At 61.5% G+C, this 25400-nt stretch carries 28 protein-coding genes and 1 pseudogene; 15 read left to right on the forward strand and 14 right to left on the reverse strand.

The window, feature by feature from the left end:
* Positions 1-34 precede the first annotated feature (34 nt).
* From C4J91_RS24095 to C4J91_RS24125, 7 genes are all read left to right on the forward strand, one after another.
* Positions 35-1429, forward strand: a complete 1395-nt coding sequence (locus tag C4J91_RS24095; RefSeq protein ID WP_124364573.1) for an ethanolamine ammonia-lyase subunit EutB — start codon at positions 35-37, stop codon at positions 1427-1429.
* Positions 1426-2259, forward strand: a complete 834-nt coding sequence (eutC, locus tag C4J91_RS24100; protein WP_124364574.1) for an ethanolamine ammonia-lyase subunit EutC — start codon at positions 1426-1428, stop codon at positions 2257-2259. Before C4J91_RS24095 ends, eutC begins: the two co-directional genes overlap by 4 nt.
* Before the next feature lie 91 nt (positions 2260-2350).
* Positions 2351-2809: an N-acetyltransferase gene (locus tag C4J91_RS24105; RefSeq protein WP_124364575.1), complete on the forward strand. Its 459-nt coding sequence runs from the start codon at positions 2351-2353 to the stop codon at positions 2807-2809.
* Positions 2810-3112: 303 nt separating this feature from the next.
* On the forward strand, positions 3113-3769 hold the full coding sequence (locus tag C4J91_RS24110; RefSeq protein WP_124364576.1) for a DedA family protein: 657 nt from the start codon (positions 3113-3115) through the stop codon (positions 3767-3769).
* Positions 3770-3775: 6 nt separating this feature from the next.
* Positions 3776-4591 carry a zinc-dependent peptidase gene (locus C4J91_RS24115; protein ID WP_124364577.1) on the forward strand — a complete coding sequence of 272 codons (816 nt, stop codon included), beginning with the start codon at positions 3776-3778 and terminating at the stop codon, positions 4589-4591.
* Positions 4592-4699: 108 nt separating this feature from the next.
* Positions 4700-5227, forward strand: a complete 528-nt coding sequence (gene ppa, locus C4J91_RS24120; protein WP_003176323.1) for an inorganic diphosphatase — start codon at positions 4700-4702, stop codon at positions 5225-5227.
* Positions 5228-5436: 209 nt separating this feature from the next.
* Positions 5437-6207, forward strand: a complete 771-nt coding sequence (locus tag C4J91_RS24125; RefSeq protein ID WP_124364578.1) for a S24 family peptidase — start codon at positions 5437-5439, stop codon at positions 6205-6207.
* A 293-nt stretch (positions 6208-6500) separates the two neighbouring features.
* Here the strand turns inward: C4J91_RS24125 and C4J91_RS24135 are convergent, their stop codons facing one another.
* Positions 6501-6737 (reverse strand): hypothetical protein, encoded by a 237-nt coding sequence (locus tag C4J91_RS24135; RefSeq protein WP_124364579.1) that lies wholly within the window; start codon positions 6735-6737, stop codon positions 6501-6503.
* Positions 6738-7226: 489 nt separating this feature from the next.
* On the opposite strand from C4J91_RS24135, the gene ycaC reads away from it, so the two are divergent.
* Entirely contained in the window at positions 7227-7859 is a 633-nt protein-coding gene (gene ycaC / locus C4J91_RS24140) for an isochorismate family cysteine hydrolase YcaC (RefSeq protein ID WP_003239464.1), read from the forward strand.
* A 61-nt stretch (positions 7860-7920) separates the two neighbouring features.
* Here the strand turns inward: ycaC and C4J91_RS24145 are convergent.
* Positions 7921-8950 (reverse strand): annotated as a pseudogene (locus tag C4J91_RS24145) (YhcG family protein).
* 390 nt (positions 8951-9340) lie between these two features.
* Here C4J91_RS24145 and C4J91_RS24150 point away from each other — a divergent pair.
* The 4 genes from C4J91_RS24150 (at position 9341) to C4J91_RS24165 (ending at position 14503) form a co-directional block, all read left to right on the forward strand.
* Positions 9341-9583 (forward strand): exodeoxyribonuclease VII small subunit, encoded by a 243-nt coding sequence (locus C4J91_RS24150; protein ID WP_003176346.1) that lies wholly within the window; start codon positions 9341-9343, stop codon positions 9581-9583.
* Positions 9580-10467 (forward strand): polyprenyl synthetase family protein, encoded by an 888-nt coding sequence (locus tag C4J91_RS24155; RefSeq protein ID WP_124364580.1) that lies wholly within the window; start codon positions 9580-9582, stop codon positions 10465-10467. The genes C4J91_RS24150 and C4J91_RS24155 overlap by 4 nt, the downstream gene beginning before the upstream one ends.
* A 110-nt stretch (positions 10468-10577) precedes the next feature.
* The gene (dxs, locus tag C4J91_RS24160; RefSeq protein WP_124364581.1) at positions 10578-12476 is read left to right on the forward strand and encodes a 1-deoxy-D-xylulose-5-phosphate synthase; all 1899 of its coding nucleotides are present in this window, start codon (positions 10578-10580) and stop codon (positions 12474-12476) included.
* Positions 12477-12616: 140 nt separating this feature from the next.
* Positions 12617-14503, forward strand: a complete 1887-nt coding sequence (locus C4J91_RS24165) for a TonB-dependent receptor domain-containing protein (RefSeq protein WP_124364582.1) — start codon at positions 12617-12619, stop codon at positions 14501-14503.
* A gap of 43 nt (positions 14504-14546) precedes the next feature.
* Here C4J91_RS24165 and C4J91_RS24170 read toward each other — a convergent pair whose 3' ends face one another.
* The 11 genes from C4J91_RS24170 to nrdR form a co-directional block, all read right to left on the reverse strand.
* The gene (locus C4J91_RS24170; RefSeq protein ID WP_124364583.1) at positions 14547-15332 is read right to left on the reverse strand and encodes a cobalamin-binding protein; all 786 of its coding nucleotides are present in this window, start codon (positions 15330-15332) and stop codon (positions 14547-14549) included.
* Positions 15329-15748, reverse strand: a complete 420-nt coding sequence (locus C4J91_RS24175; protein ID WP_124364584.1) for a nuclear FMR1 interacting 1 family protein — start codon at positions 15746-15748, stop codon at positions 15329-15331. Before C4J91_RS24175 ends, C4J91_RS24170 begins: the two co-directional genes overlap by 4 nt.
* Positions 15745-16362 (reverse strand): GTP cyclohydrolase II, encoded by a 618-nt coding sequence (ribA, locus tag C4J91_RS24180; RefSeq protein ID WP_124364585.1) that lies wholly within the window; start codon positions 16360-16362, stop codon positions 15745-15747. Before ribA ends, C4J91_RS24175 begins: the two co-directional genes overlap by 4 nt.
* A gap of 129 nt (positions 16363-16491) precedes the next feature.
* Entirely contained in the window at positions 16492-17217 is a 726-nt protein-coding gene (locus C4J91_RS24185) for an ABC transporter substrate-binding protein (protein ID WP_124364586.1), read from the reverse strand.
* A 54-nt stretch (positions 17218-17271) separates the two neighbouring features.
* The gene (thiL, locus tag C4J91_RS24190) at positions 17272-18237 is read right to left on the reverse strand and encodes a thiamine-phosphate kinase (protein WP_124365210.1); all 966 of its coding nucleotides are present in this window, start codon (positions 18235-18237) and stop codon (positions 17272-17274) included.
* Between the two features lie 16 nt (positions 18238-18253).
* Positions 18254-18754: a transcription antitermination factor NusB gene (nusB, locus tag C4J91_RS24195; RefSeq protein ID WP_101273191.1), complete on the reverse strand. Its 501-nt coding sequence runs from the start codon at positions 18752-18754 to the stop codon at positions 18254-18256.
* Positions 18751-19227, reverse strand: coding sequence for a 6,7-dimethyl-8-ribityllumazine synthase (gene ribE, locus C4J91_RS24200; RefSeq protein ID WP_122539990.1), 477 nt, complete (start codon positions 19225-19227; stop codon positions 18751-18753). The genes nusB and ribE overlap by 4 nt, the downstream gene beginning before the upstream one ends.
* An 88-nt stretch (positions 19228-19315) precedes the next feature.
* Positions 19316-20407 carry a bifunctional 3,4-dihydroxy-2-butanone-4-phosphate synthase/GTP cyclohydrolase II gene (gene ribBA, locus C4J91_RS24205; RefSeq protein ID WP_124364587.1) on the reverse strand — a complete coding sequence of 364 codons (1092 nt, stop codon included), beginning with the start codon at positions 20405-20407 and terminating at the stop codon, positions 19316-19318.
* A gap of 15 nt (positions 20408-20422) precedes the next feature.
* Positions 20423-21085 (reverse strand): riboflavin synthase, encoded by a 663-nt coding sequence (locus C4J91_RS24210; protein ID WP_124364588.1) that lies wholly within the window; start codon positions 21083-21085, stop codon positions 20423-20425.
* Positions 21086-21133: 48 nt separating this feature from the next.
* Complete coding sequence (gene ribD / locus C4J91_RS24215) at positions 21134-22261, reverse strand: bifunctional diaminohydroxyphosphoribosylaminopyrimidine deaminase/5-amino-6-(5-phosphoribosylamino)uracil reductase RibD (RefSeq protein ID WP_124364589.1); 1128 nt, start codon at positions 22259-22261, stop codon at positions 21134-21136.
* The gene (gene nrdR / locus C4J91_RS24220; RefSeq protein ID WP_124364590.1) at positions 22258-22722 is read right to left on the reverse strand and encodes a transcriptional regulator NrdR; all 465 of its coding nucleotides are present in this window, start codon (positions 22720-22722) and stop codon (positions 22258-22260) included. Before nrdR ends, ribD begins: the two co-directional genes overlap by 4 nt.
* A 139-nt stretch (positions 22723-22861) precedes the next feature.
* On the opposite strand from nrdR, the gene C4J91_RS24225 reads away from it, so the two are divergent.
* From C4J91_RS24225 to trxA, 3 genes are all read left to right on the forward strand, one after another.
* On the forward strand, positions 22862-23317 hold the full coding sequence (locus C4J91_RS24225; protein ID WP_124364591.1) for a YbaY family lipoprotein: 456 nt from the start codon (positions 22862-22864) through the stop codon (positions 23315-23317).
* Positions 23314-23970 (forward strand): methyltransferase, encoded by a 657-nt coding sequence (locus C4J91_RS24230; RefSeq protein WP_124364592.1) that lies wholly within the window; start codon positions 23314-23316, stop codon positions 23968-23970. Before C4J91_RS24225 ends, C4J91_RS24230 begins: the two co-directional genes overlap by 4 nt.
* A gap of 104 nt (positions 23971-24074) precedes the next feature.
* Positions 24075-24947 (forward strand): thioredoxin, encoded by an 873-nt coding sequence (trxA, locus tag C4J91_RS24235; protein WP_124364593.1) that lies wholly within the window; start codon positions 24075-24077, stop codon positions 24945-24947.
* Here trxA and C4J91_RS24240 read toward each other — a convergent pair.
* Positions 24944-25285 carry a hypothetical protein gene (locus C4J91_RS24240; RefSeq protein WP_124364594.1) on the reverse strand — a complete coding sequence of 114 codons (342 nt, stop codon included), beginning with the start codon at positions 25283-25285 and terminating at the stop codon, positions 24944-24946. The two genes, trxA and C4J91_RS24240, sit on opposite strands and share 4 nt — an antisense overlap.
* Positions 25286-25400: the final 115 nt, after the last annotated feature.

The raw sequence follows: 25400 nt of genomic DNA on the forward strand, positions 1-25400 counted from the left end.
GGGCGCCTTGCCCGCGTCGTCAAGGAGACACTGTATGGCAAGCTTTTCCCACGCGGTAGGTGCACAGACCTACCGCTTCGACAGCCTCAAGGACCTGATGGCCAAGGCCAGCCCGGCGCGTTCCGGCGACTTCCTGGCGGGCGTGGCGGCGCACAATGATGGCGAACGGGTCGCGGCCCAAATGGCGCTGGCGAACACCCCGCTCAAGCACTTCCTGGAAGAAGTGTTGATTCCCTATGAAACCGACGAAGTCACCCGGCTGATCGTCGACACCCACGACAAACTGGCCTTCGCCACGGTCAGCCACCTGACCGTCGGCGGCCTGCGCGACTGGCTGCTCAGCGACGCCGCCGATGAACAATCCCTACGCGCATTGGCGCCGGGGCTGACACCGGAAATGGCCGCCGCCGTGTCCAAGATCATGCGCGTGCAGGACCTGGTACTGGTGGCACAGAAGATCCGCGTGGTCACCCAATTTCGCGGCACCATGGGCCTGCGCGGGCGCCTGTCCACACGCCTGCAACCCAACCATCCCACCGACGAGCCGGCCGGCATCGCCGCCAGCATTCTCGACGGCCTGCTCTACGGCAACGGCGACGCGATGATCGGCATCAACCCGGCCACTGACAGCATCGCCTCGATCTGCGCCATGCTGGAGATGCTCGACGCAATCATCCAGCGCTACGACATCCCCACCCAGGCATGCGTGCTGACCCACGTCACCACCTCCATCGAAGCGATCAACCGTGGCGTGCCGCTGGACCTGGTGTTCCAGTCGATCGCCGGCACCGAAGCGGCCAACGCCAGCTTCGGCATCAGCTTGAGCCTGCTGCAGGAAGGCTATGACGCGGGCTTGAGCCTCAACCGCGGCACCCTGGGGCAGAACCTGATGTATTTCGAAACCGGCCAGGGCAGCGCCTTGTCGGCCAACGCGCACTTCGGCGTCGACCAGCAAACCTGTGAAACCCGCGCCTATGCCGTGGCCCGGCACTTCAAACCGTTTCTGGTGAACACCGTGGTCGGCTTTATCGGCCCCGAATACCTGTACAACGGCAAACAGATCATCCGCGCCGGGCTCGAAGACCACTTCTGCGGCAAGCTGCTCGGCGTGCCGATGGGTTGCGACATCTGCTACACCAACCACGCCGAAGCCGACCAGGACGACATGGACACCCTGCTGACCCTGCTCGGCGTGGCCGGGATCAATTTCATCATGGGCATCCCCGGCTCCGACGACATCATGCTTAATTACCAGACCACCTCGTTCCACGACGCGCTGTACGCGCGCCAGACACTGGGGTTGAAACCGGCGCCGGAGTTCGAGCAATGGCTGGCGAAAATGGCCATTTTTACGCAAGCCGACGGCAAGGTACGCTTCGGCAACAGCCTGCCACCGGCGTTCCGCCACGCGTTGGCGCAACTGGGATGAAGGAGCCGCCTGTGCAACTCGACCTGCCTGACAATCCATGGCTGCAATTGCGCCGCCTGACCCCGGCGCGCATTGCCCTGGGCCGCACCGGCACCAGCATTCCCACCAACGCGCAGCTGGATTTCCAGTTAGCCCACGCCCAGGCGCGGGATGCGGTGCATCTGCCCTTCGACCATGAAGCGCTGAGCCGCCAATTCGCCGAACGCGGCCGCGACAGCCTGTTGCTGCACAGCGCCGCCACCGACCGGCATATGTACCTGCAACGGCCGGATCTGGGACGCCGCCTGAGTGATGAATCGGCGCAAACCTTGCGCGATTACGCGTCGGCGCATCCCGATGGCGTGGACCTGGCGATCGTGGTGGCCGATGGCCTGTCGGCGCTGGCCGTGCATAAACACACCGCGCCTTTTCTTACACGCCTGGAAGAACAGACCCACGCCGAAGGTTGGTCCCTGTCACCGGTGATCCTGGTGGAACAGGGCCGCGTCGCCGTGGCCGATGAGATCGGGCAGCTACTCGGCGCCAAAATGGCGGTGATCCTGATCGGCGAACGGCCGGGGCTGAGTTCGCCGGACAGCCTGGGCTTGTATTTCACCTACAACCCCAAGGTCGGCCTCACCGACGCCTATCGCAACTGCATCTCCAATGTGCGCCTGGAAGGCCTGAGTTACGGCATGGCGGCCCATCGCCTGCTGTACCTGATGCGCGAGGCCTGTCGCCGGCAACTCTCCGGGGTCCATCTCAAGGATGAAGCGCAACTGCAGACGATCGAATCAGATGACCCGGACCTGATGAAAGGCAATTTCCTGCTCAGCCCACCTGTGGATTGATCGCGACACGATTGCGCTTTTTCGCGGCATTAGGCAGCATCGAGCCACCACCGCGCGCGTGGTCATACCCATTTGGATGTTGAGGCCTGGCATGCGGATTACTCAAGCGACCCTGGAACACCTGGACCTGCTGACCCCGTTGTTCGTCAAATACCGCGAATTCTATGGTGCCCTGCCGTTTCCGGACTCCTCGCGGGCCTTTCTGGAAAAGCGCCTGCGCCGTAAAGAATCGGTGATCTACCTGGCGCTGGCCGATGATGATGACAAACGACTGCTGGGGTTCTGCCAGCTGTACCCGAGCTTTTCGTCGTTGTCGCTCAAACGCGTGTGGATCCTCAATGACATCTATGTGGCCGAGGACGCACGTCGACAATTGGTCGCCGACAACCTGATGCGCACGGCGAAGAAGATGGCCAAGGAAACCCACGCGGTGCGGTTGCGGGTGTCGACCAGCAGCGACAATGACGTGGCGCAGAAGACCTATGAGTCGATAGGGTTTCGCGAAGACACCGAGTTCAAAAACTACGTGCTGTCGATCAACGAAGAATAGCCCGCAAATACCACAGATCCCTTGTGGGAGGGGGCTTGCTCCCGATAGCGGTGGGTCAGCCAATATCCATATCACTGACCCACCGCTATCGGGAGCAAGCCCCCTCCCACATTTTTAAACCGGGTCCCACTGCTTCACACTTTCACGACACTCCCCGCTACAAAAGCCACACGCTTTTCACCATTCAATCCGTATAATGCCGACCTTTCAGGGTTGTAAGAATCTCGACATACACGTGTAGCCTTATTTCCCGTCGTCCCCGCACTGGCCTGCTGAGCCGGGCCATTCACACAGGTGCCATCCATGGATTTCAACCCGCTTGACCTTATCCTGCATCTCGACGTTTACCTCGACATGCTGGTAACCAACTACGGTCCGTGGATCTACGCCATTCTGTTCCTGGTGATTTTTTGCGAGACCGGCCTGGTGGTCATGCCGTTCCTGCCGGGTGATTCGTTGCTGTTCATTGCCGGCGCCGTCGCCGCAGGTGGCGGCATGGACCCGGTGCTGCTGGCCGGCCTGCTGATGCTGGCAGCCATCCTCGGCGACAGCACCAACTATGTAATAGGACGAACCGTGGGCGAGCGCTTGTTCAGCAACCCGAACTCGAAAATCTTCCGCCGCGACTACCTGCAGAAAACCCACGACTTTTACGACAAGCACGGCGGCAAGACCGTGACCCTGGCGCGCTTCCTGCCGATTTTGCGCACCTTCGCGCCGTTCGTCGCCGGCATTGCCAGGATGCCCTACCCGCGCTTCTTCGGTTTCAGCGTGCTGGGCACCATTCTCTGGGTCGGTGGCCTGGTGACCCTGGGTTACTTCTTCGGCAACGTGCCGTTTATCAAGAAGAACCTGTCGTTGCTGGTAGTGTTCATCATCCTGCTGTCCCTGGTGCCGATGATCATCGGCGTGGTGCGCAGCCGCTTTGGTCGCACCTCCTCCGAAGCCAATCCGCACTGATCGCCCATGTGGTCCCTCAGCGCCTGGCGTCGCCGGCGCCTGCTGGCCAAGCACCCGATTGCCGATGACATCTGGCAACGGGTGCGTCACCACCTGACCTTCCTCGATGGCATCACCGCCGAGCAAGACCAGTGGCTGCGCGAAGCCTGTGTGCTGTTCCTCGCCGAAAAACACCTCACCGCTCTGCCCGGCGTCGAACTGCATCAGGAACAGCGCTTGCTGCTCGCCGCCCAGGCGCAACTGCCGCTGATGAACCTGGGTGACCTCGACTGGTATCAGGGCTTCCATGAAATCGTGCTGTACCCTGACGACTTTCTCAGCCCGCAACGTCATCGCGATGCCAGCGGCGTGGAACATGAGTGGGACGGCGAGCACAGCGGCGAAGCCTGGCAACAAGGCCCGGTGATCCTCGCCTGGCCCGGCGTACTGGCCAGCGGCCATTGGGCAGGCTACAACCTGGTCATCCATGAGCTGGCGCACAAACTGGACATGCTCAACGGCGACGCCAACGGCCTGCCCCCACTGCACAACGACATGCGCGTGCAGGAATGGGCCAGCGTGATGCAAAGCGCCTTCGACGACCTCAATCGCCAACTCGACGCCAACCCGGACGCCGACACCGAGATCGATCCGTACGCAGCGGAAAACCCGGCGGAATTCTTTGCCGTCACCAGCGAGTATTTTTTCAGCGCCCCGGATTTACTGGCCAGCCATTACCCACAGGTGTACGCCCAACTCAGCCGCTTTTACCGCCAGGACCCGTTGGCCCGCCTGACCCAACTGCAAGCCCACGACCCGCGCTACCAGCCACAGGGCGAATGACCGTACGACGCTTGGCGCATGGCATCGGCGTCAGAATATGCCTATAATCGCCGCCACTTTTAGGCCAATCCGGCCATGTCATATGGCCAACTACGGGGGCAACGCCCAATGAGCTACAGCAAGATTCCGGCTGGCAAAGACCTGCCGAACGACATCTACGTCGCCATCGAAATTCCGGCCAACCACGCGCCGATCAAATACGAAATCGACAAAGACAGCGACTGCCTGTTCGTTGACCGTTTCATGGCCACCCCGATGTTTTACCCGGCCAACTACGGTTTCATCCCCAATACCCTGGCTGACGACGGTGACCCCCTCGACGTGCTGGTCGTGACCCCTTACCCGGTCACCCCAGGCTCGGTCATCCGCGCACGCCCGGTCGGCATCCTGAACATGACCGACGACGGCGGCGGCGATGCCAAAGTTATCGCAGTGCCACACGACAAGCTGTCCCAGCTGTACGTCGACGTGAAGGAATACACCGACCTGCCGCCACTGCTGCTGGAACAGATCAAGCACTTCTTCGAGAACTACAAAGACCTCGAAAAAGGCAAATGGGTGAAGATCGACGGTTGGGGCAATGCAGACGCTGCCCGCGCCGAAATCATGAAGTCGGTAGCCGCCTACAAAGGCTGATACTTGCGCCTCATTGCCACGGCAATTAAAAAGCCCCGATTATTCGGGGCTTTTTTATGAATACTAAACGCCGAGTTCAATGTTTAATTTTTTATGTTTAACTAACACTAATAGATGAAGAATCAGACTACAACTAAGGAAAAACCTACATGCGCAATTCAACGCATAGTTTATTTGAATAGTTTTCCTGGCCGGTAAACTCTGCGTTTATGAATACATCAGGTGATCGTTTAAAAGCGCTATTACGGGAAGTTCATCTTTCCGCCTCCGACTTCGCCAAGAATCGCGGCGTCACGCCTCAACACGTGAACAACTGGTTCAAACGCGGCGTCCCCATGGGCCGACTCAACGAGTTCGCAGAACTGCTGTGCGTTTCCAGTCGCTGGTTAAGCGACGGCCGCGGCCCCAAACACCCACCGGTCAACTACCTGTTGGACGGCCCCACCGCAAGGATTGCACCGACCCGCGAAGACATCGGCAAATACCTCACAGGCCCTGCCTGCCGCCCGGATAATACCGACGTGGAGATCCCCCTCCACCCCACATTCACCTCAACCGAACGCATCCGCGTCACCCAGCACACCCTCGAAACCCTCAACGTAAATCCCGACCGCGCGGTAGGCGCCTACATGGTCGACAACAGCATGATCGACATCATCCAACAAGGCGCCACCCTCGCCATCGATAAAGGCCGCACTCAAATCATCGACGGCGAAATCTACGCCGTCGAACACGACGGCATGCTGCGCATCAAATACCTCTACAACCGACCTGGCGGCGGCCTGCGCATGCGCAGCCACAACGCCAGCGAACACCCGGACGAGTACCTCACCTACGACGAACGCTTCGAGCAGAACTTCCAGATAGCCGGCTGGGTATTCTGGTGGTCCACCCTCAACAACCGCCGCCCACCGGTGCCGCTGGACGAACACCTACTGGGCTGGGAAGGCTCCGAATCGGAACCGGAGGTGGGCAACTGAGGTGAATGTGGGTATCATGCGCCGCACATTTGGCAGGGGATGGTTTCAGGCTGTTGCCCTGCCAGGCGATGCGGAGGAGTTCCCGCGGATGCCCCTACTATTCAGCCCGACGCAACGTGGGCTGAGCGATTTGAAGGCTGGTGAGGTTTGTCAAAAACAAGCTGAAACAGTCCCCGAGAAGCCGGCCACAAGCCGGCTTTTTAATGCCCGTCTATCTCAGATCAATTGTCCAACAGCTGCTAGACAATTGAATGGTCAAAAGAGGCCGCTTAGCGATTTGCTGGCCTTGCACGTCATGAGGCCTGCAAACATTCCACAGCCCGATCGGCCACCATCTTGGCCATCTCCACCAAATGCATCACCGCCCTCTGCGGCGCAGCCACTGGTTCGCCGAGCACATGCGACGTAGCCACCGCACAATGCAACAGCTCAGCCACCTGAACCCAGGCGTCCTCGAAACTCAGTTCTTCGCTGACCGTAAACGGATTGGTCACAGCTGATGACGGCGAATCCGAATAAACATTATCCATAGCAAAACTCCAATCGATAATTTGGAGCTGCCACTTCCTGCGACTAAACAAAAGGCGGCAGCTGTACGCAGGTTAGTCGACCGGTCGATTGGGAACCCGGCGCACCCGAAGGTGCCCTGCGCACAGCTACCATAAGATGCAGGCGGAGAAATGCCTGACTCATGAATTGCTTATGCGCCAATCGATTTCGGGCGACTAAACCCGATCACTGAATGTGCAGTGACAATCCGCAGCCTAGTCACCCATTTCCGCTGGCGCAATGCGGTTGGGATTCTCTCGGAAACGTCCTGCGAATGAAAGGGATAGGACCTGCTGGCCCTTCAAAGTCAAATCCCCCAACAGGTGCTGCACAAGCCAGAAAAAACCATCGTCCTTTTTAAGTTGACAGTAAGACTCCTCCCACCCGATTTATCCGTCACGAGCCACCCATTAATCTGTGCCCATGTTGAACACAACGCCCAACCAACCTAAACAAAAAAGGATTCAACCATGAGCACTCCAACCTACAGCCGCTTGAACAAAGACGACGCCATTGTCCTGCTGGTCGACCACCAGACCGGCCTGATCTCCCTGGTGCAGGACTTCTCCCCCAACGAGTTCAAGAACAACGTGCTGGCCCTGGCCGACCTGGCCAAGTTCTTCAACCTGCCGACCATCCTCACCACCAGTTTCGAGCAAGGCCCCAACGGCCCGCTGGTGCCGGAGTTGAAGGAAATGTTCCCGGACGCGCCGTATATCGCTCGCCCTGGCCAGATCAATGCGTGGGACAACGAAGACTTCGTCAAGGCGATCAAGGCTACCGGGCGCAAGCAGATCATCATCGCTGGCGTGGTAACCGATGTGTGCGTGGCGTTCCCGACCTTGTCGGCGCTGGCGGAAGGGTTTGAGGTGTTTGTGGTGACGGATGCGTCGGGCACATTCAATACCACGGTGCAGCAGGCGGCATGGAGCCGGATGACCCAGGCCGGTGCGCAATTGATGAACTGGTTTTCGGTGGCGTGTGAGTTGCACCGTGACTGGCGCAACGATATCGAAGGGCTGGGGAATCTGTTGTCCCAGCGTATTCCTAACTATCGCAATTTGATGAATGGGTATGCGGCGCTGACAGCTCAGCAGAAATAAGTCAGCCCAGTGTGACGATAAGCCTGCCCTGAAAAGGCAGGCTTTCGGTGCTTGAACCGGCTTACCCCGCCAGCTCTCTCTCTATCTGCTCAATGCTGGGCAAACTGGTCTGCAGTTCTGCCGACAAAGACTCTACCCACTGATATTCCGCCACACCGATAGGCCGGTTGTTATCGCGCAGAGCATATTCAGCCACCACCTCATTTTTATCCTTGCACAGCAACAGGCCAATGGTCGGGCCATCCTGTGGGTGCTTCAGTTCGGCATCTACAGCCGCGAGATAGAAGCTCAACTTGCCCAGATGCTCGGGCTTGAATTTACCCGCCTTGAGTTCGATCACTACGTAGCAGCGCAGTTTCAAGTGGTAAAACAACAGGTCAACGAAGAACTCATCACCGCCAACATTCAGCAGTACTTGCCGGCCAACGTAGGCAAAGCCCGCGCCCAACTCTAATAAGAACTCAGTGACATGTTTGATCAAAGCATTTTCGATATCACGCTCTTTCGCATCCAGGCCCAGGCTTAGGAAGTCAAAGCGATAAGGGTCCTTGAGAGATTCTCGTGCCAGATCGGATTGTGCCTTGGGCAAATGGCTTTCGAAGTTGCTGACTGCCTTGCCACTGCGCTCCAGCAAGCAATTTTCGATGTGCAGTAACAGCGTGTTCCGCGACCAGCTGTGTTTAACTGCCTGGGTGATGTACCAGCGACGTGTTTCCGGGCCGGGAAGCTTTTCGAGCAACACCACGTTGTGACCCCAGGGCAATTGTGCAGCAGCCTGTTGCACAAATTCCGAATCCGGCCACGCCTCGGCAAAAGCGCGCATATACTTGAGATTGCGCGGCGAAAAACCCTTAATGTCGGGAAACGCTGCACGCAGATCCTGCGCAAGGCGGTCAATCACTTTGCTACCCCAGCCTTGATCGCTCTGACGGGCCAAAATTTCGTCCAATCTGCCAGTAGAGCAGCACCAATTCACGATTGATTGCGATTGACGCGCGCTGCTGTGCGCTATGGATACGGCTCTTGAGGCCTGTCAGCCAATCGGTGTAGCCATCAGGCGGCGCGTTTAAACCGATAGAGGCCTCGTTCATATCTATCCACTCTTGTGTTTCCAGTAGGCTAGTCAGGCAGCTGTGCCGTCACAAGAGCTCTTGAATGCTCAAAGAAGTGTCCTGCGTGCGTTACAGAACGGTCCTGCTGGCATCTGCCAAGACCAGTCCAGAGCGTCGATCTGCATAATTAGCTCATACAATGAGCCGAATAAACGTTTTATTCGGCTCACACATCTACATTCGCCCATGAATCATCCGCCTTGAATCTGGCAGAACACCCAGTGGCGCACGTTCATTGGCGCGACCGGAAGCGGTCGCAGCACGCGTTACCAGGTCAATACCGAAGGCGGATGACACCCCCACTCATTTGCCCCAATCCCCCATGTCTGCTAGTGTCGCGCCGGTTTACCGTCTACCGGAATTGCCGCCATGGCCCGCAAAAAAGTTGCACTCGATTTCGAACAATCCCTCGCCGACCTGCAAACCCTGGTCGAGCGTCTGGAGAACGGCGAGTTGTCGCTGGAAGACTCGTTGACGGCGTTTGAGCAAGGCATCGGCCTGACCCGTGACTGCCAGAGCGCGTTGGCGCAGGCTGAGCAGAAAGTGCAGGTATTGCTTGAGCGTGATGGGGAGTTGGCCGAAGAACCTTTCGATGCGGAACAACCCGAATGATCGATGCGTATCAGGCCAGTAGCCAAGCCCGGGTGAATGCGGCGCTGGAGCCCTTGTTTGTTGCGCCAAGCCCGGAAATGAAGCGTCTTTACGACGCCATGCGCTACAGCGTGATGAATGGCGGCAAGCGCGTGCGCCCGTTGCTGGCGTATGCGGCGTGTGAAGCGCTGGGTGCGCCGGCCGAGGACGCGAATGGCGCGGCCTGCGCGGTAGAACTGATTCACGCCTACTCCCTGGTACACGACGATCTGCCGGCGATGGACGACGACGATCTGCGTCGCGGCCAGCCGACCACCCATAAAGCCTTCGATGAAGCCTATGCGATCCTGGCCGGTGATGGCCTGCAGAGCCTGGCGTTCAGCGCGTTGCTCGACCCGCGTTTGAGCCGCGTGAATGCCGAGATCCGCCTGCGCATGGTCACCGCCCTGGCACTGGCGGCAGGCCCGGCCGGTATGGTAGGCGGGCAGGCGATCGACATGGGTTCGGTCAGCCTCAAGCTGGATCAGAAAGCCCTGGAACACATGCATCGCCACAAGACCGGCGCGTTGATCGAGGCTGCAGTGCAACTCGGCGCCCTGGCCAGTGGCCGGGCCGAAGCCGCGCAATTGGCGGCGCTGCACACCTATTCACGGGCTGTTGGCTTGGCGTTTCAGGTGCAGGACGACATTCTCGACGTGGAAAGTGACACCGCAACCCTCGGCAAACGCCAAGGCGCGGATATCGCCCGGGACAAGCCCACCTATCCTGCGCTGCTCGGGCTTGCGGCCGCCAAGGCGTATGCCGTGGAACTGCGCGACCAGGCCTTGGACGCCCTGCGACCTTTCGACGCGGCGGCTGAGCCGTTGCGTGACCTGGCGCGGTATATCGTCGAACGCCGCCACTGATAACCGTGGCGATCAGCGCCGCATATCGGCCAAGTTGGCGCCCCTGCGTGGGCAGTTTGCAACGCTTGAGGTAAACTGCCGCCTCTTCTATACCTATAACGATTCGCCTGATGCCCACGACGTTCCAAGAGATTCCCCGCAAGCGCCCGTCCACGCCCCTGCTCGACCGCGCTGCCACGCCGGACGGCCTGCGTCGACTGGGTGAAGCCGAGCTGGAAACCCTGGCCGATGAACTGCGCCTGGAATTGCTCTACACGGTCGGCCAGACCGGTGGGCATTTCGGCGCCGGACTGGGCGTGATCGAGCTGACCATCGCCTTGCACTACGTATTCGACACCCCGGACGACCGGCTGGTGTGGGACGTGGGCCATCAGGCGTATCCGCATAAAATCCTCACCGGGCGTCGCGAGCGTATGGCCAGCCTGCGCCAGAAGGACGGTATCGCCGCCTTCCCGCGTCGTTCCGAGAGCGAGTACGACACCTTTGGCGTCGGCCACTCCAGCACCTCGATCAGTGCAGCGCTGGGCATGGCGATTGCCGCTCGCCTGCAGAACAGCGATCGCAAGGCGATTGCGGTGATCGGTGATGGCGCGCTGACAGCGGGCATGGCCTTCGAAGCGCTGAACCATGCGCCGGAAGTGGACGCCAACATGCTGGTGATCCTCAACGACAACGACATGTCGATTTCGCGAAACGTCGGCGGCCTATCCAATTACCTGGCGAAAATCCTCTCCAGCCGTACCTATGCCAGCATGCGCGAAGGCAGCAAGAAAGTGCTGTCGCGCCTGCCCGGCGCGTGGGAAATTGCCCGTCGCACGGAAGAATATGCCAAGGGCATGCTGGTGCCCGGCACGCTGTTCGAAGAGTTGGGCTGGAACTACATCGGCCCTATCGACGGCCATGACTTGCCGACCCTGATCGCCACGCTGCGCAATATGCGTGACCTCAAGGGTCCGCAGTTCCTGCATATCGTCACCAAAAAAGGCAAAGGCTTCGCGCCGGCGGAAGTCGACCCGATTGGTTACCACGCGATCACCAAGCTGGAACCACTGGACGCTCCCGCCGCTGCGCCGAAAAAGGCCAGCGGGCCGAAGTATTCCGGTGTCTTTGGCGAATGGCTGTGCGACATGGCCGCCGCCGACCCGCGCCTGGTAGGGATTACCCCGGCGATGAAGGAAGGCTCCGACCTGGTGGCGTTCAGCGAGCGTTTCCCGTTGCGTTACTTCGATGTGGCGATTGCCGAGCAGCACGCGGTGACCTTCGCCGCCGGCATGGCCTGCGAAGGCGCCAAGCCGGTGGTGGCGATTTACTCCACCTTTCTGCAACGCGGTTATGACCAGTTGGTGCATGACGTGGCGGTGCAGAACCTCGACGTCTTGTTCGCTATCGACCGCGCCGGCCTGGTGGGCGAAGACGGGCCGACCCACGCCGGCAGTTTCGACCTGTCTTACCTGCGCTGCATCCCCGGCATGCTGGTGATGACGCCGAGCGACGAGAACGAACTGCGCAAGATGCTCAGCACTGGTCACCTGTACAACGGCCCGGCGGCCGTGCGCTATCCGCGCGGGAATGGCCCGAATGCGCTCATCGAGAAAGACCTGGAGCCTATCGAGATCGGCAAGGGCATCGTGCGCCGCCAGGGCAGCAAGACGGCCTTCCTGGTGTTCGGTGTGCAACTGGCCGAAGCCTTGAAAGTCGCCGAGAAGATCGACGCCACCGTGGTCGACATGCGGTTCGTCAAACCGCTGGATGAAGCGTTGGTGCGCGAGATTGCCGGTAGCCATGAGTTGCTGGTGACGGTCGAAGAAAACGCCATCATGGGCGGTGCCGGCGCGGCGGTCAGCGAGTTCCTGGCGCGGGCGAATATCCTCAAGTCGGTGCTGCACCTGGGCCTGCCGGATATGTACGTCGAACACGCCAAACCGGCGCAGATGCTGGCTGAATGCGGGTTGGATGAAGCCGGTATCGAAGCCTCGGTGCGCGAGCGCTTGGCGCTCTTGAATCCGTAACCGGATCCAAATGTGGGAGGGGGCTTGCTCCCGATAGCGGTGTATCAGTTGTAGCTATTTTGACTGAAGCACTGCAATCGGGGGCAAGCCCCCTCCCACATTTTTTGATGTGTGCAACCTTCAAACGCTACGGACGGCCCATGAAACGCCTGTACCTTGCATTGCTGCTTCTGCCAGCCTCGCACCTGCTCGCCGACACCCGGGACCAGGCCCTGAAGCTCTCCGACGTGGTCATCAGCGCCAACCGCCAGGTGCAGGCGCGCAATGACAGCAGCGCCGCCAACACCGTGTTCACCCGCGCCGATATCGACCGCCTGCAACCTTCCAGCCTGACCGATCTGCTCAGCCGCGTGCCCGGCGTGCAAGTTGCGCCCACCGGCGGCCGTGGCAGCTTGCCGGGCATTTACATTCGCGGCACGAAGTCTGCGCAAAGCCTGGTGCTGGTGGATGGCCAGCGCATTGCCAACACCACGTCCGGTGACAGCGGCCTGCAATACCTGAACGTCGACCAGATTGAGCGCGTGGAAGTGCTGCGCGGTTCACGTTCGGTGATCTACGGTAGCGATGCGATTGGCGGGGTGATCCAGGTGTTTACCCGGCGCAACGCCGCGCAAGGCCTGCAACCGCGCCTGAATCTGGGCGTTGGCAGCAACCAGACGTGGCAGCGCAGCCTTGGCCTGTCGGGCGGCGATGAACAGACGCGCTTCAACCTGGGCGCAAGCCTGGATGAAACCGCCGGCATCAATTCAACCCATCAGTCGTTTCCCAGCGATGGCGACCACGATGCCTACCGCAACCGGTCCCTGAGCCTGAACCTCAGCCATTCGTTCAGCGACGAGCTGGAGGTGGGTTTCAACCTATTGGATAACCGCGGCAAGTCAGAGTACGACAACAGCTTCGGGCGCTATGACTTCGCCACCGGGCAAAGCCTCGGCCAGAAACCCTACACCGACTACACCGTCAGCAGTGCCAGCGGCTACGTCGACGCCACCCTCAGCGAAGGCTGGCAGTCGCGCCTGGAACTGGGCCACAGCGAAAACCGCGACACCAAGCGCGATACCCTCAGCGATGATTTCAGCGTGTTCGATACCTACCGCGACTCGGTCAACTGGCAGAACGACCTGACGCTGGACGACCGCAACAGCTTGATCGTCGGTGGCGACTGGTACGAAGACCGCTTCCACGGCTCCACCACCTTTACCGAAGACAGCCGCTGGAACCGCGCCGCCTTTGTGCAGCACCGTTTCCAGGGTGAGTGGTTTTCCACCGAGCTGGGCCTGCGCCGCGACCAGAACCAGCAGTTCGGCGGCCAGAACAGCTGGAGTGGCACGCTGACGGTGCCGATCAATCCGGACAACGATGTGTTGCTCAGCTACAGCGAAGGCTTCCGTGCGCCCACCTTCAACGACCTGTATTACCCCGACACGCAATACAGCAATCCCAACCTGCAACCTGAGCGCTCAAAGAGTTACGAGCTGCAATGGCGCAGTCAGTTAACAGACAGCACCCGCCTCGAGGCCTCGCTGTACCGCACCGACCTGAGCGATGCGATCATCCTCGACGGCGGCAAGCCGCAGAACGTGGCGTCGGCGCGGATCAATGGTTTTGAGGCGGCGCTCAAGCAGGAGCTGTTTGGCTGGCAGGGCAACCTGGGCGTCTCGCTGATCGACCCGCGTGATCGCGACAGTGGCCATACTTTGGCACGCCGTGCACGGCGCACGGTGAACCTGGATCTGGACCGGCAGTTCGATAAGTTCGGCGTAGGTGCAAGCTGGCAGGCGATCAGCAGCAGCTACGATGACGAAGCCAACCGTAATCGCCTGGGCGGGTACGCCTTGCTGGGCCTGCGCAGCAGTTGGGCGTTGAGCCACGCGGTGTCGCTGTCGTTGAAGGTCGATAACCTGTTGGACAAGGCCTATTCCCGTGCGCGCTACAGCTATAACGATCCGGCGTTCCTGAACAATCAGGATTACCGGGAAGAAGGCCGGGTCTGGATGTTCGGCGTAACGTGGACGCCGCAGATGTGAGGCGCCACAAAATGTGGGAGGGGGCTTGCCCCCGATAGCGGCCTCACACGTTCGGCGCAATCACCCGACACAACCGCGCCAGCGCTTCCAGCATCTGCCCGCTGGGCCGTTCCAGGCCCTTGTCCGGCACCAAGCGCACGCGCGCCATCATCGCTGGCCACACCTTCCAAGCCTCCAGTTGCGCCTGGTCGCCCACCAGGATCAGCTCTGGATCACGCTGCAACACTGATTCGATACTGACCTGCGGCGCCGGCAGCGTGAGGTCGTCGAACACGTTACGCGCCCCGCACACCGTCAACGCATCACTGATGATCTGCCCACCGCCCACGGTGTACAGCGGCTGGTTCCATACCTGGTAAAACACCCGCACCGGCTCGGCGCGCTGATAGCGCTGGCGCAGGTCGGCGAGGCGTTGGCGCAGTTTGTCGGCAAGTACTCGGCCGGCCTCTGCGCGCCCCAATTGCTCGGCAATGGCTTGGACCTGAGCGGTCAGTTGTTCAAGGCTATGGGGCTCGGCGATGTACACCGGCAGGTTCAGGCGCTGCAACTGCTCGCGCTGGGCCGCGCCGATGCTGCCGGGCCAGAGCAGGATCAGATCGGGCTTGAGGCTGAGCAGGCGTTCCATGTCCAACTGGCCGTAGCGGCCGACCGATGGCACGCTTGCCAATTGCGCCGGACGATCGCCGCCATCGAGCACCCCGACCAATAAGTCAGCGGCACCCAACTCGACCACGATTTCGGAAAGCGACGGCGCCAGGCTCACCACCCGCTCGACCGCCACCACCTGGGAGCTCAATACCAGCAGCAACGCCAGCCCGTAGCGCTTCATCCCAACTGACGCGGTATGCGATAGAGGTAAAACAGCACCATCGTCGACAGCGCCAGCAAGAACAGCGGCACCGCTTCCAGGCCGACGAATACCGCCAGCGCACCGATCCAGGCTGGCAATGCCGCCACCAGCAAGGCCGTGCGTCGACGCGCCGCGAGGGCGATCCAAGCGGCGGGTTCTTCCGGGGTGTCGAGGGCCTTGGAGGTGGCGATCAGCGCGTGTTTATAGGCGTGAAAATAACGCAGGCTGAGAAACATCGAGGCCACGCCGGCGATAAACAACGGCATGGCCAGTACGGGAAGCAGCGACTCGGCGCGGCCGAACACCAGGTTGATCACAAACAATGGCAGCAATGCCAGGGCCAGGTACTGCCACCAGTTGAAGGACAATCGCCGTTTCACCTGGCCGCGGGTCACGCGCGGTCGACCTCGCCTTGATGCTCATTGCCCATCATGTGGTCGAGCTTGCTGGCTTTGGTGGCCAAGTAGAGTTTGTTGTGCGGGTTGTGCCCGGTGTGCAGCGGGACGCGCTCGGCCACGGTGATGCCCATTTCGGTCAAGGCTTTGACCTTGCGCGGGTTGTTGGTCATCAGACGCAGGGATTTCACGCCCAGGTGCTCGAGCATCGGCAGGCAGATGGCGTAGTCACGCTGGTCGGCGGCAAAGCCCAGGCGCTCGTTGGCTTCCACGGTGTCGGCGCCGCCATCTTGCAATTCATAGGCGCGGATCTTGTTCAGCAGGCCGATGCCACGGCCCTCCTGTCGCAAGTACAGCAGAACGCCACGGCCTTCACGGGCGATGGCCTGCATCGCGGCTTCCAATTGCGAACCGCAGTCACAGCGCTGGCTGAACAGCGCGTCGCCGGTCAGGCATTCGGAATGCACGCGGCCCAGCACCGGCGCACCATCAGCGATATCGCCCAGGCTGAGCACAACGTGCTCGCGCCCGGTGGCTTCTTCGAGAAAGCCATGCATGGTGAACGTGGCAAAGGGGGTAGGCAGCTTGGAAGCGGCGACGAAAACGACGGGCACCGTGTGCTCCTGATTTCAGATTTCACAGAGGCGGGCATTGTAACAGCCTGTTCCTACAGACGCTTAAGCTGAATGATCGCTGATAAAGATCAATAGGTTCGATTGGCCTTCGGCTTGGTTCTATGCAGGTCAGAACGGATACGGCTGTTTCCAGCGTTCGAAAATCGGCTTCAACTCGCCGTTTTTCACCAGGGCGGTCATGCGCCGGTCGTAGACTTTCATCAATGCCCGCCCGCGTTCGTTATCGGCAAAGGCTATATAGAGCGGCAGTTCCATGATGTGGGTGAGGGTGAACCGGGACGGGTCGTCGGCCTGACTGAGCACGTACTTGGCCTCGGTGAGGGCCTCAATGTAGAAGTCTGCATGGCCGTATTGCAGCATCGCTAAAATGCCGCTGCGGCGCTGAATCTGGTTGAAGCGGCGCACATTCGGCAAATATTTCTCGTATTTATAGCCACGCACCCAGGCCAGGCGGTAATCACCGAGCGTCGCCAGGTTGGGCGTGGGCAACGTGGCCAGCCCGAGGGCATAGATAGGGTCGGAATCGAAAGGCCAGTGCGGGTACAGCACCTGGTCAGCTTCGTCGCGATAGACACCGACGCAGCCATCCACCTCGCCACGCTGGGCCAGGCCAATCGAACGGGTATAGGGCGCGCTGTGGATTTGCAGGGTGACGCCTGCCGGTTCAAACACCCGGCGCAACACGTCCCAGGCCAGGCCGCTGCCATCCTTGCCGGTATAGTCGTTCCACTCCTCGCTAGCCAGCATGATCTTGCCAGGCACCGGGACTTCATCCGCCTGGAGCACAGCGGTAAAGGCGCACAGCATGATCAGCAACCAGCGGCGCACACTCATAGTGACGGCTTCCTACGTGGAGATATTCATATGAAGGGTAGCCCAGGGCGTCGGCTACGGCAGCTCGCGGAAATGCTGATAGCCGTGCACTGCCGGGGTAATGTCCTGGCCGTGGCTGTCGAGCAGCGTCACGCCCTGCCCCGCTTCGGCCCGTCCGATCACATGGATCGGCCAGCCATTGGCCCGCAACGGTGCCAGTTCGGCCTGGGGTAACGTGAACACCAGCACATAGTCGTCGCCCCCATTCAACGCGGCCACACGGGCCTCGTCGTTGCCGACAAACGCCAGCAATGCCGCCGACAACGGCACCGCATCGCGCTCGATCAACAGGCTGACAGCTGATGCCCTGGCGATATGCCCGCAATCGGCCAATAACCCGTCGGAGATATCCATGGCCGAGGTTGCTTTACCACGCAGGGCCAGGCCCAACGCCAGTTGCGGCTGCGGCGACCAATAGTGGCCGAGCAGCGGTTCGGCGATGGCGGCTGCCGCGCTGCGCTGGCCCAATACCAGCGGCAAGGCCCCGGCCGCATTGCCCAACTCCCCACCGACGCACAGCAGGTCCCCCGGCCGCGCACCGCTGCGCGTCAAGGCAAGCCCGGCCGGCACGCGGCCAAACACAGTCAAGGTCAGGCTCAGCGGCCCGCGCGTAGTATCGCCGCCCACTAGGCCCACGCCGCAGCGTTGCGCCATGGCGTTCAAACCCTGGGCATAGCGTTGCAACCAGCCGGCATCGACGGTCGGCGTGGTCAGGGCAAGGGTAAACGCGAGGGGGTGGGCGCCCATGGCGGCCAAATCGCTCACCGCCACAGCCAGCGAGCGCTGGCCGAGCAGGAACGGGTCACACGGGTCGGCGAAGTGCACGCCGGCCACCAAAGTGTCTGTAGAAACTGCCAGTTGCTCCCCGGCAGGGAGCGCGAGCAAGGCGCAGTCGTCGCCGATCCCCAGGGCAATGCCTTCGCCGCCTTGCGCACAGGGCGCGGCGGCGAAGTAGTTGCGGATCAGCTCGAACTCGCCCACGGGACTCAAGCGCAAATCAGCGCTTGTGTTCCTTCACTTCGGCTTCACGCAGGCGCGGAGCCAGCTTGTCGAGCACGCCGTTGACAAACTTGTGGCCGTCGGTCGAACCGTAGACTTTCGCCAGTTCGATGCCTTCGTTGATCACCACGCGGTACGGTACGTCGACGCGCTTGAGCAGTTCCCAGGTGGAAAGGCGCAATACGGCCAGTTCAACCGGGTCCAACTCTTCGAGGGTCAGGTCCAGGCATGGCGACAGCGCGGCGTCGATCTCGGTCAGGTTGGCCGGAACACCGTGCAGGATGTCGTGGAAGTAGCTCTGGTCGGCGAAGGTGAAATCGTTGTCGACGCGAAATTGCGCTTCGATTTCGTTCAGCGACGTACCGGCCATGTGGCGCTGGTACAGGGCCTGGGTCGCGAGCTGACGGGCCGCGCGACGCTTTTCGCTTTTCGACGGTTTGCCGGCGTCGGCTGGACGCTCGTCGCGAGGGTTGAAACGATCGCTCTCGTCGGAAATCACTTGGCCTCCAACTGCGACAGCAGGCTGACCATTTCCAGGGCGGACAGGGCAGCTTCAGCGCCTTTGTTACCGGCCTTGGTGCCGGAACGCTCGATGGCTTGCTCGATGGAATCCACGGTCAGCACGCCGAATGCGACCGGCACGCCGAACTCCATGGACACCTGGGCCAAGCCCTTGGTGCATTCGCCCGCCACGTATTCGAAGTGCGGGGTACCGCCACGAATGACCGCGCCCAGGGCGATGATCGCCGCGTATTCACCCTGCTGGGCAACCTTTTGCGCAACCAGTGGAATTTCGAAGGCGCCAGGGGCACGGATAATGGTGATGTCGCTCTCGCTCACACCGTGGCGAACCAGGGCGTCAACGGCACCGCTTACCAGGCTTTCAACCACGAAGCTGTTGAAGCGGCCAACCACCAGGGCATAGCGGCCTTGGGGGGCGATGAAGGTACCTTCGATGGTCTTCAGGGTCATTCGACAAATCTCTTAAAGAGCCGGGACGCGAAAAGTGCGTCCCTCAGTGATGATTTAACCGCGAACAAGGGGCAAAAATCGCCAGCCTTTATTCGGAGGGCACGTATTCTACAACTTCCAGATCGAAACCGGATATCGCATTAAATTTCATCGGTGCGCTCATCAGGCGCATTTTGCGCACACCGAGGTCGCGCAGGATCTGCGAACCGGCACCGACAATGCTGTAGGTGGTCGGTTTTTTCACCGGCGTGTGCTCCGCCGTTTCGCGGATATGCGCCAGCAACACGTCGCCATCCAGCGGGTGACCAAGCAACAGCACCACGCCACTGCCCGCCTCGGAAACCGCGGCCATGGCGGCGCGCAGGCTCCAGCGGCCGGGCTGCTTGACCATCAGCAAGTCGCGCAGCGGGTCCATGTTGTGCACGCGCACCAGGGTAGGCTCGTCGGCGCAGATATTGCCCAGGGTCAGGGCCATGTGCACGTCGCCTTCCACTGAATCACGGTAGGTCACCAAATTGAATTGGCCCAGTTCGCTGTCCAGCGGCTGCTCGGCAATCCGCTGAACGGTACGTTCGTGAATCATGCGGTAGTGGATCAGGTCGGCAATGGTGCCGATCTTGAGGTTGTGTTCGGCGGCAAACGCTTCGAGTTCGCTGCGACGGGCCATGGTGCCGTCGTCGTTCATCACTTCACAGATGACGCCGCTCGGCTCGAACCCGGCCATGCGCGCCAGGTCGCAGGCCGCTTCGGTATGGCCGGCGCGGGCCAGGGTACCGCCCGGTTGGGCCATCAGCGGGAAGATGTGGCCCGGGCTGACGATGTCTTCGGCCTTGGCATCCTTGGCGGCGGCGGCCTGCACGGTGCGGGCGCGGTCAGCGGCGGAGATGCCGGTGGTGACGCCGGTGGTGGCTTCAATCGATACGGTGAACTTGGTGCCGAAACCCGAGCCATTGCGCGGCGCCATCAATGGCAGCTTTAGCAGTTCACAGCGTTCGCGGCTCATGGGCATGCAGATCAACCCACGGGCGTGCTTGGCCATGAAGTTGATGTGCTCAGGCAGGCAGGCCTCGGCGGCCATGATGATGTCGCCTTCGTTCTCGCGATCTTCGTCATCCATCAGGATGACCATCTTGCCTTGGCGGATGTCTTCAACCAGTTCTTCGATGCTATTGAGCGCCACGCGGCACCCCCTTGGTCAGGATTTCAGGTAGCCGTTAGCGGCCAGAAAACTTTCGGTGATGTTACCCGATGCAGGCTCTGCGGCCTTTTCGCCGAGCAACAGGCGCTCCAGGTAACGGGCAAGCAAGTCCACTTCCAGGTTCACCCGGCGACCTGGCTGATAGGCGGCCATGATGGTTTCGCTGAGGGTGTGGGGAATGATGGTCAGTTCGAATTCAGCGCCATTGACGGCGTTCACGGTCAGGCTGGTGCCGTCGACCGTGATCGAGCCTTTGTGGGCGATGTACTTGGCCAGCTCCTTCGGCGCGCGGATACGAAATTCCACGGCGCGCGCATTTTCGCTGCGCGCCACGACTTCGCCGACGCCATCGACATGGCCGCTGACCAGGTGGCCGCCCAGGCGTGTGGTCGGCGTCAGGGCTTTTTCCAGGTTGACCGGGCTGCCGGCCGCAAGATCGCTCATCGCGGTGCAGTCCAGGGTCTCGCGGCTGACATCGGCGGCAAAGCCATTGCCCGGCAGATCGACGACGGTCAGGCACACACCGCTGACGGCGATGCTGTCGCCCAGCTTGACGTCGCCCAGATCGAGCTTGCCGGTTTCAACCAGCAGGCGGATGTCGCCGCCCTTGGGGGTCATGGCGCGGATGCTGCCGATGGCTTCGATAATGCCGGTGAACATGTCGTGCTCCTGAAAACGGGGGGCTGACGCTTGCGCGCAGGCCGGGAATTATACGCTCGCTGCCGGCAGCGGGACGGCGGTGATTCGCCAGTCGTCGCCAACCGCGCGCATGTCAGTGATCTTGAGGTGGGGGGCGTCGACGAGTTTCTCAAGCGGCCAGTCCAGCAAGGGCCGGGCAGCGGAGCCGAGGAACTTGCCGGCGACGAAAATCACGTATTCGTCGACCAGGCCCTGCTGGGCAAACGCGCCAGCCAGGCTTGGGCCCGCTTCCACCAGCACGTCGTTGACGCCACGGGCGGCCAGTGCCACCAACGCTGAACGCAGGTCGACCTGGCCCTCCACGCCTGGCACCACCAGGCACTCGGGGCCACGCGGAAACTGGTTTTCCGCGGTCACGCACGTGATGACCAACGCCGGGCCCGCCTTGAAGAAAGGTGCATTGAGCGGCACGCGCAGGCGACCGTCGATCAATACGCGCAGCGGCGGACGCGACATGGCCAGGGCGGTGGTGTGTGCATCCAGGCCCAGCTCGGCGGCGCGCACGGTCAGGCGCGCGCCGTCGGCCAGCACCGTATCGGCGCCGGTCAGCACCACACTCGCTTCGGCACGCAGGCGCTGGACGGCGGCGCGGGCGGCGGGGCCGGTGATCCATTGGCTTTCGCCGCTGGCCATTGCGGTGCGCCCGTCCAGGCTCATCGCCAGTTTGACCCGCACAAACGGCAGGCCGTGTTCCATGCGCTTGAGAAAGCCAGGGTTCAGCGCGCGCGCTTCAGATTCCAGCACGCCGCTACGAATCTCGATCCCGGCCTGGGCCAGGCGCTGCATGCCGCGCCCCGCCACTTCCGGGTTGGGGTCCTGCATGCCGGCCACTACCCGCGCCACACCGGCGCTCACCAGCGCATCGGCGCAGGGCGGCGTGCGGCCGTGGTGGCTGCACGGCTCGAGGGTCACGTACACCGTAGCGCCACGCGCCTTGTCACCGGCGGCGCGCAAGGCGTTAGGTTCGGCGTGGGGCTCGCCGGTGCGCTCATGCCAGCCTTCGCCGACAATCTGCCCATCGCGCACGATCACGCAGCCCACCCGTGGGTTGGGATGGGTGGTGTACAGGCCCTTGCGCGCCAATTCGAGGGCGCGGGCCATGTAATGGGCGTCGAGCACAGCCTGTTCAGCGGTCATTGTTTGGAAGGCTCACGGGCCAGGCGGTCGATTTCTTCGCGGAACTCATTGAGGTCCTGGAAGCGTCGATACACCGAGGCGAAACGGATATAGGCGACTTCATCGAGCTTTTGCAGCTCACCCATCACCAGCTCGCCCACCACCAGGCTCTTGACCTCGCGCTCGCCGGTCGCGCGCAACTTGTGCTTGATATGCGCCAGCGCCGCTTCCAGCCGCTCGACACTCACCGGGCGTTTTTCCAGGGCGCGCTGCATACCGGCGCGCAGTTTTTCTTCGTCAAAAGGCTGGCGGCTGCCGTCGGACTTGATCAGACGTGGCAATACCAGTTCGGCGGTTTCGAAGGTGGTGAAACGCTCACCGCAGGCCAGGCATTCGCGCCGGCGACGCACTTGGTCGCCCTCGGCGACCAGACGCGAGTCGATGACCTTGGTGTCGTTGGCACCGCAGAAGGGACAGTGCATGGTTGGCAGGCAACAAAAAATGGGAGGGCCATGGTAGCGCATCCCCGTAGCAAGACAAGCCATAGCCTTTACGGTATATAGGCAGGCTTATATGTTTCATATTTTTAAGCCACGGATTTTGTCCTTTCTGGAGCCGTACATGCAGTTACGACCACTTGTTTTGATCACCCTGTTCAGTTTTCTGGTCGCCTGCAGCAGCGAAGCCCCCAAGCCTGCCGCGCCGCAGCCAACCCCTGCACAAGAGAAAAAAGTCCCCGGCATTGAAGACCTCGGCCCCCTGCCCGCCTACCAGCGTGAAATCAGCGGCAACCTGACCAACGTGCCGGCCGGCGCCGAAGTCGAAATGGCGCTGCTGGTGATCGACGACCGCTCGCGTCCGCAGCAACTGCTTGCCAGCAGCGTGTTGACCGGCAACGGCAAGCCCCTGGCCTTTCGCCTGCGCTTCAACCCCGAAGCGTTCCCGGCCGGTGCGCGGGTGGAATTGCGCGCTCGCGCCAGCCAGTCCGGCCAGTTAATCCTGCACCTGCCCGCCGTGCGCATCACCCAGGCGATTACCCAGACCACCGGCCCCCTGCAGCTCGTCAAGGCACCATGACGCCACCGTTGCACCTGCAACGCGCTCTGAGCGAGTTGATCGGCGACGCACAGCTGGTGCCCTGCACGCTGCCGGGCACTGAACTGTCGTTGTGGCTGCTCGACGCCGACAACATGGACCGCGCCTTCAGCCAGGAAGAAACCCGGCGCATCCTGCACGAGCCGCCCTACTGGAGCTTCTGCTGGGCCAGCGGGCTGGCGCTGGCGCGCTATCTGGCGGCGTACCCCGAGTGGGTGGCGGGTAAGCGCGTGCTGGATTTCGGCGCGGGTTCCGGCGTGGCCGCGATTGCAGCGGTCAAAGCTGGGGCATTGGAAGTGGTGGCTTGCGACCTTGATCCGCTGGCGCTGGCCGCTTGCCGGGCGAATGCCGAACTCAACGGGGTGAAACTGAGTTATTCGGCGGACTTCTTCACCGAAGCCGATCGCTTCGACCTGATCCTGGTGGCCGACGTGCTTTACGACCGCGCCAACCTGCCGCTGCTGGACCAGTTCCTGACCCGTGGCCGCGAAGCCTTGGTGGCCGATTCGCGGGTGCGCGACTTCCAGCACGCAAGTTATCAGCGCCTGGAAGTGCTGGACGCACTGACCCTGCCGGACCTGGCCGAGCCTTGGGAGTTTCGCAAGGTGAGCTTGTACCATTCGCGGCGCACTTGAGGCCTTCGCGGGCAAGCCCCCTCCCACATTTGACCGCGCTCGCTTTCAGCCAACCGCGCCAGCCCTTATAGTTGCCCCCATTCCCGCTTTATTCGAGACGCCTCATGAGTGAGCCCACGCCGTACATCTTCGACGTCACCACCGCCAACTTCGATCAGGCGGTGATTCAGAACTCTTTTGAAAAACCTGTGTTGGTGGATTTCTGGGCCGAGTGGTGCGCGCCGTGCAAGGCGCTGATGCCGATGCTGGCGCAGATTGCCGAGAGTTATCGCGGCGAATTGCTGTTGGCCAAGGTCGATTGCGAGGCCGAGCAGGACATCGTTGCGCGTTTTGGGATTCAAAGCCTGCCGACCGTGGTGCTGTTCAAGGACGGCCAGCCGGTGGATGGGTTTGCCGGGGCGCAGCCGGAGTCGGCGGTGCGGGCGATGCTCGAGCCCCATGTGCAGATGCCGCCACCAGCTGCGGCGGACCCGTTGGAGCAGGCACAAGCATTGTTCGCCGAAGGCCGCATCAGCGATGCCGAAGCCGTGCTGGTGGCGCTGCTGGGCGAAGACAACACCAACGCCGCCGCGCTGATCCTGTACGCGCGCTGCCTGGCCGAGCGCGGCGAACTGGATGAAGCACAAACCGTGCTGGACGCCGTAAAAGGCGATGACCACAAAGCTGCCCTCGCCGGGGCCAAGGCGCAAATCACCTTCCTGCGCCAGGCGGCCGACCTGCCGGACGCCGCCGACCTGAAAAGCCGCCTGGCGCAGAACCCGCAGGATGACGAAGCGGCCTATCAGTTGAGCATTCACCAACTGGCGCGCCAGCAATACGACGCCGCGCTGGAAGGCCTGCTCAAGCTGTTTATCCGCAATCGCAGCTACAGCGAAGGCCTGCCGCACAAGACCTTGCTGCAGGTGTTCGAGCTGCTGGGCAACGATCACCCGCTGGTCACGGCGTACCGCCGCAAATTGTTCGCTGCGTTGTATTAATCGCCAATCCAGCTGTACAGCGGCGTATCCCCGCCGCTGGTCACCTTCACCTTGGCGCTGTGGCGCAGGCGCACCAGCAGGCGTTTGCCCGCGGCGGCATCGCCGGCCAACCCTTCCAGTTGATCGAGCAGCTCCAGGCCGCTGAGCTGCCCGGCGTTGCGCAACAGATCCTGGGCGTTCTGCCATAGATCCTCACTTTGCCTGAGCGGTACCGCAGTCGACTCGGTAGGCACCGGGGCCGCCTGCAACTGAGCGCCCAACCGCGCCCAATCGCCGTCGTCCAACTCCAGGGTCAAGTCCACCGGCAGGTCGCCGACGGTTCCACGAATTCGCAACATCGTCCTTACTCCTGCATTTTTTCTGACGGGCATGCTCCCATGCAGCTTGCGCAACGCCAAGCGGGCGGTCAAACTCTCGGCACCAGCGTTATAAGATCACATAACAAAACTTTCA

This window comes from Pseudomonas sp. R3-52-08 (assembly GCF_003851745.1).
Taxonomy (GTDB): Bacteria; Pseudomonadota; Gammaproteobacteria; order Pseudomonadales; family Pseudomonadaceae; genus Aquipseudomonas.